The sequence below is a fragment of the Phenylobacterium sp. genome (genome assembly GCF_044371015.1).
Taxonomy (GTDB): Bacteria; Pseudomonadota; Alphaproteobacteria; order Caulobacterales; family Caulobacteraceae; genus Phenylobacterium.
Window position 1 is genome coordinate 1 of sequence record NZ_JBILUK010000207.1, and the last position, 5,710, is coordinate 5,710.

The 5,710-nt window shown below is 66.5% G+C and carries 6 protein-coding genes; 5 read left to right on the forward strand and 1 reads right to left on the reverse strand.

From position 1 onward, the window contains the following. The 3 genes from acnA to ACIQ3R_RS14395 all read left to right on the forward strand — a co-directional run. The coding region (acnA, locus tag ACIQ3R_RS14385; RefSeq protein ID WP_397419549.1) for an aconitate hydratase AcnA at positions 1 to 2,293 on the forward strand (2,293 nt) is incomplete at its 5' end. A gap of 92 nt (positions 2,294 to 2,385) precedes the next feature. Next, positions 2,386 to 3,081, forward strand: coding sequence for a DUF1223 domain-containing protein (locus tag ACIQ3R_RS14390; protein WP_397419550.1), 696 nt, complete (start codon positions 2,386 to 2,388; stop codon positions 3,079 to 3,081). Positions 3,082 to 3,371: 290 nt separating this feature from the next. Continuing rightward, entirely contained in the window at positions 3,372 to 3,707 is a 336-nt protein-coding gene (locus ACIQ3R_RS14395) for a DUF2794 domain-containing protein (protein ID WP_397419551.1), read from the forward strand. 114 nt (positions 3,708 to 3,821) lie between these two features. Here the strand turns inward: ACIQ3R_RS14395 and ACIQ3R_RS14400 are convergent, their stop codons facing one another. After that, positions 3,822 to 4,574, reverse strand: coding sequence for a Bax inhibitor-1/YccA family protein (locus tag ACIQ3R_RS14400; protein WP_397419552.1), 753 nt, complete (start codon positions 4,572 to 4,574; stop codon positions 3,822 to 3,824). Positions 4,575 to 4,687: 113 nt separating this feature from the next. Between ACIQ3R_RS14400 and thpR the strand changes: the two genes are divergently transcribed. Together thpR and ACIQ3R_RS14410 are read left to right on the forward strand one after the other, a co-directional pair. Further along, positions 4,688 to 5,260 carry an RNA 2',3'-cyclic phosphodiesterase gene (gene thpR, locus ACIQ3R_RS14405; protein ID WP_397419553.1) on the forward strand — a complete coding sequence of 191 codons (573 nt, stop codon included), beginning with the start codon at positions 4,688 to 4,690 and terminating at the stop codon, positions 5,258 to 5,260. Next, positions 5,226 to 5,546 (forward strand): hypothetical protein, encoded by a 321-nt coding sequence (locus tag ACIQ3R_RS14410; RefSeq protein WP_397419554.1) that lies wholly within the window; start codon positions 5,226 to 5,228, stop codon positions 5,544 to 5,546. The genes thpR and ACIQ3R_RS14410 overlap by 35 nt, the downstream gene beginning before the upstream one ends. Positions 5,547 to 5,710 lie beyond the last annotated feature (164 nt).

A 5,710-nucleotide genomic window follows, 5' to 3' on the forward strand; every position in this document is an offset into this window, starting at 1 on the left:
GGTGGACTATTTCGGCACCGCAAAGGCGTTTGGCGACAATGTGGAGCGCGAGTACCAGCGCAACATCGAACGCTACAACTTCCTGCGCTGGGGTTCCTCGGCGTTCAATAACTTCCGGGTCGTGCCCCCCGGCACGGGCATCTGTCACCAAGTCAATCTTGAATACCTGGCCCAGACAGTATGGACCAACGCCGACGAGGGCCAGGAAGTCGCTTACCCCGACACCGTGGTTGGTACTGACAGCCATACCACCATGATCAATGGACTGGCCGTGCTGGGCTGGGGCGTGGGCGGCATCGAAGCGGAGGCGGCCATGCTGGGCCAGCCGATTCCGATGCTGATCCCCGAGGTGATCGGTTTCAAGCTTGACGGGGCCCTGCCGGAGGGCGCGACGGCTACCGACCTGGTGCTGACCGTGACCCAGATGCTGCGCAAGAAGGGTGTCGTCGGCAAGTTCGTTGAATTCTACGGCCCCGGCCTGGCGAACATGACGCTGGAAGATCAGGCGACCATCGCCAACATGGCCCCGGAGTACGGGGCGACCTGCGGCTTCTTCCCCGTGACCCAGGCGACCATCGATTATCTGTCGGCCACCAACCGCGCGCCCGAGCGCGTGGCGCTGGTCGAGGCCTATGCCAAGGCTCAGGGCATGTGGCGCGAGCCGACCGATCCGGATCCGGTGTTCACCGACACGCTCTATCTCGACATGGCAGGCGTCGTGCCCTCGCTGGCCGGGCCGAAGCGTCCACAGGACCGGGTGGAACTGACCGCCGCAGCGGCGGAGTTCAAGACCGCCCTGGAGGGCGATGTGTTTGCAAAGCCGGGCGCGCTCGGCGATCGCTTCAAAGTCGAGGGTGAGAACTTCGACATCGGCAATGGGGACGTGGTTATCGCCGCCATCACGTCCTGCACCAACACGTCCAACCCGGGCGTGCTGATCGCGGCCGGCCTTGTCGCCAAGAAAGCGGTCGAGAAGGGCCTGCGCGTCAAACCCTGGGTGAAGACGTCTCTGGCCCCCGGAAGCCAAGTGGTCACCGACTATCTGAAGGCGGCGAAGCTGGACAAGAGCCTGGATGCGCTGGGTTTCAACCTGGTGGGCTATGGCTGCACCACCTGCATCGGAAACTCCGGCCCGCTGCCGGAGGCGATCTCCGAGTCGATCCAGAAGAACGACGTGGTCGCCTGCTCGGTGTTGTCGGGCAACCGAAACTTCGAAGGTCGGGTGAACCCCGATGTGCGCGCCAACTACCTGGCCTCACCACCGCTGGTGGTGGCCTACGCGCTGGCCGGCACGATGCAGCTCGACCTGACCACCGAGCCGCTGGGCGAGGGCAAGGACGGCAAGCCTGTTTATCTCAAGGATATCTGGCCGACGACCGCCGAAGTGGTCGCTCTGCAGCGCAAGCACGTGACCTCCAAGATGTTCGCCAGCCGCTATGCCGACGTCTTCAAGGGCGACAAGAACTGGCAGGCGATCAAGGTGAAGGGTGGCCAGACCTATGACTGGGACCCGGGCTCGACCTATGTCCAGAACCCGCCCTACTTCGAGGGGCTGCAGATGGAGCCCAAGCCGGTCACTGATATCGTCGAGGCGCGGATCCTGGGTGTGTTCGGCGACTCGATCACCACGGACCACATCTCGCCTGCAGGCTCATTCCGGGCGGGCTCGCCCGCCGGCGCCTATCTGCTGGACCGCCAGGTGCCGCAGTCGGAGTTCAACGGCTATGGCGCCCGGCGCGGTAACCACCAGGTGATGATGCGCGGCACGTTCGCCAACATCCGCATCCGCAACCGGATCACGCCCGAGATCGAGGGCGGCGTAACCCGCCACTTCCCCTCCGGCGACCAGATGTCGATCTATGACGCCGCCATGCGCTACACCGGCGAGGGTCGGCCGCTCGTGGTGTTCGCGGGCAAAGAGTACGGCACCGGCAGCTCGCGCGACTGGGCGGCCAAGGGCACCAAGCTGCTGGGCGTCCGCGCTGTGGTCGCCGAGAGCTTCGAGCGCATCCACCGTTCCAACCTGGTGGGCATGGGTGTGTTGCCGCTGCAGTTCACTCAGGAGGGCTGGCACAAGCTGGGCCTGACCGGCGAAGAGATCGTCACCATCCGCGGACTGACCGAATTGGCCCCGCGCAAGCAGCTGATCGTGGAGATGTATCGCCCGTCGGACGGGCGCATCGCCCGCTTCCCGGTGCGTTGCCGCATCGATACGCCGACCGAGCTGGAATACTTCAAGCACGGCGGAGTTCTGAACTACGTGCTGCGCAGCCTGGCCAAGCCTGAGGCGTAACGGCGACATGATGAGGGGTCGGGGCCAAGGTCACGACCCCTCACGCCTTGTTGTGATTTACAGCCTGGGGAACTCTCCTTAAGTCCAGGACGATGCGGACGGCCGCCGTGATCGCCCTGTTGCTGCTCGCCGGACCGGCCAACGCCGCGTCGCGATCCTCGGTGCTTGTCGAGCTGTTCACCGCTCAGGGCTGCGGCCCCTGCGCCGAGGCCAATGCCCACATCGATCGGCTATCCGAGCGGACTGACGTGCTCGCTCTGACCTTCTCGGTCGACTACTGGGACTATCTCGGCTGGACCGACACGTTCGCACGGCCCGAGTTCACCGAGCGCCAGCGGGCCTATGTGACGCGCCTCAAGCTGCGCGAACCCTATACGCCACAGGTGGTTGTAGACGGGCGGGAGGAAACCCAGGCCCGTCGCGGCGCCGATCTCGAACCCCTGATCCGGGCGGCGCGGGCGGCTCGTCCAAGTCCGCCGGACATGCGGTTCGTCAGCCAACGACGCGTGGATGTCGGCTCCGGCCGGGCGCCCCGGGGCGGAGCTGAGGTCTGGCTGGTGCGGTACGATCCACGCGCTGTCGAGGTGGTGGTGCGGGCCGGGGACAATCGCGGCGAAACAGTCGTTCAGCGCAATGTGGTGCGGCGGATGGAACGGCTCGGCGTCTGGCGCGGGCGGCCCCAGGCCTACCGCCTGCCACCTTCGCAGGAGGACGGTCTGCGCACGGCGGTGATCGTGCAGCACCCGCGCGGCGGCCGGGTAATCGGGGTCGCCAGGCCCGAATCCTGAAGGCCGCACAAGAAACCGCCCGCGGGCCGGGGGGACGGCCGCACGGGCGGAAGGCATCAGGTGTGGGTCTCTCCGGCGCGGGGAAGGCGCCTTCGACATCCCGGGGAGGGCGTCGGCTGGCCCGTCCAGCAACCGGGGGCTGGGGGGGCGTTTTCAGGGACCGGGGGCGAACCGACCAGCCGACACAATTCATATGAAAGCCGGTTCTGGCGACGGCGCGTCGGAAATGAGGTCATTTCGCGACGGACCGGTTTGCAGGTTTGCGCGCTAAGGGTTTAGGCTGACGCTTGATGCAGACGGAACCGAGCCACGGAGCGCCCCGGCAAGCTGGCGTGTTCTTCGAGCGGCGAGAACTCGAACGCCTCCTTCGCCTCTACGGCCGGATGGTCGCGGCCGGCGAGTGGCGCGACTACGGCATGGACGGACTGCGCGATTGCGCGGTTTTTTCCGTCTTCCGCCGCAGCAGCGAAGCTCCCCTCTATCGCATTGAGAAACACCCGGCCCTGGCCCGAAAACAGGGCGCCTGGGCGGTGGTCGGTCAGGGCGGACATGTGCTGCGGCGCGGCCATGAGCTGGAACAGGTGTTGCGTTTCTTCGACAAAGGCCGGTTCTCGGTCGTCGACTGACACCCTACGCCCCAAGGGGGCGGGCCTGGCCCATCCCGTTCCTGTTCTGAACGCCGCCCACGAAAAAGCCCCGGCGGTCGCCCGCCGGGGCTCTAGTTTCGGTCCGTACCGAGCTTAGCGGCGGTCGCCGAACAGCTGCAGCAGGAATTGGAACAGGTTGATGAAGTTGATGTAGAGGCTGAGCGCGCCGTAGTTGGTGGCCACACCCATGGCCGCCTGGTCGCCGCCCAGCTCGTAGTAGGTCATCTTCAGGCGCTGGGTGTCGAAGGCGATCAGACCCGCGAAGATGAACACGCCGAGCACGCTGATGATGAACTGCATCATCGGGCTCTGCAGGAACATGTTCACAAGGCCGGCCACGATCAGGCCGATGACGCCCACGATCAGGAAGCTGCCGAAGCCGGTCAGGTCCTTCTTGGTCGTATAGCCGAACAGGCTCAGCGCGCCGAAGGCGGTGGCGGTGATCAGGAAGGTCGAGGCGATCGAGCCGCCGGTATAGATCAGCGTCAGCACACCGAGCGAGGCGCCGATCAGCGCCACGATCGACCAGTAATAGATGCCGGAAGTGCGCGGGGTGGCGTTGCGCAGGCCGAACATGCCGAACAGGATCAGCGCCAGAGGGGCGAACGCCACCACATAGCCGAGCGGCAGCATGCCGGCGAGACGGCCATCGGCGGTCACCTTGTAGAGCAGCTGCTGAACCGGGGCGAACTGACCGGTCACGTAGGCCAGGGCCGCCGAGACCACGAGGCCGAGCGCCACCTTGTTATAGACGCCGATCATGAAGCTGCGGAGACCCGCGTCCACCGACATGTCGGCGCGATCCGCCGGGATCGAGCGGGCATAGCCGTGGTTGAAGTCGCTCATTTGAGCAAGGCCCTTGGGTTGCACGTCGCGAATTGGACGCGTGTGACATATTGTTTTGCTGCGGGCCTTTAGCAAGGGGCCTTGTCCGTTTCCGATCCCCAGCCGGTGGCCGCATGATCCGACTATTCGCCGCCCTTTCGATCCCGGCCGAAGTCGGCGCAGCCCTCGTTCCTCGCCAGATCGGGATCGATGGCGCGCGCTGGAGGCCGCTGGAGGCGCTGCATGTGACGCTGCGGTTCTTTGGTGAGGTTCGCGAGGACGTGGCCCGCGATCTTGACGCCGAACTGCTGAGCCTGCGCGTGAGGCCGTTCGAGATCACCCTGCAAGGCGCTGGCGCGTTCGGCGAGGGGCCGGATCTGCACGCCGTCTGGGCCGGCGTGGCCGACACCCCGGAGCTCACCCGGCTGGCCGCGGCCTGCGAACGCGCCGCCCGGCGCGTCCGCCTCCCCGTTGAGACCCGGCGCTATCGTCCGCATGTGACACTGGCCTATCTTCGGCGCCCCGATCCCCGGCAGGCGGCCGCCTGGATGCAGGCCAACAATCTGCTGCGGTCACCGCCGATCCTGGTTTCCGAATTCGGGCTGTTCTCGAGCGTGCTGACCGCCGAAGGGTCCAGATACACGCTGGAGGCGTCGTATCCACTCGCCAGGCATGGTCCAGCCCACCCCTTCGCTGCTGAAGAATGAGGGATTTCTCCGTCAGGCTGGCGGCGAGACCGGGCGCAAGCCGTTCGAGATCACCCAAGCGGGCCGCGCGGAACCCGACGCCGACCGCACTACGGTCGAGGCGCTGTTCGCCCGCATGGAAGACGCCGCGCGGCGCGCTAACCCGGGACGGCCCCGCATCGCCCGCGCCATGGCCAACCCCGGAATGGCGCTCAAGGCGCGCGTGTTGCGTCCGGTCTCCCCTGAGGAACTGGACCGCATCGTGGGGATGATCGACGACACGGCGGCTGCCATGGAAGAGAGCTGACCGCTCGACAGGCGGGGGCGTCGCCGCCACTGTCCCGAGGGATGGCTCGGGGGGAGATGACGATGCGGCGGCGAGAGGTTTTGACCGGCCTGTCCGGGATGGCGAGCCTCGCCGCCGCCCGGGCCCGGCGGCCGCCCAACGTGGTGATCGTGCTGGCAGACGAC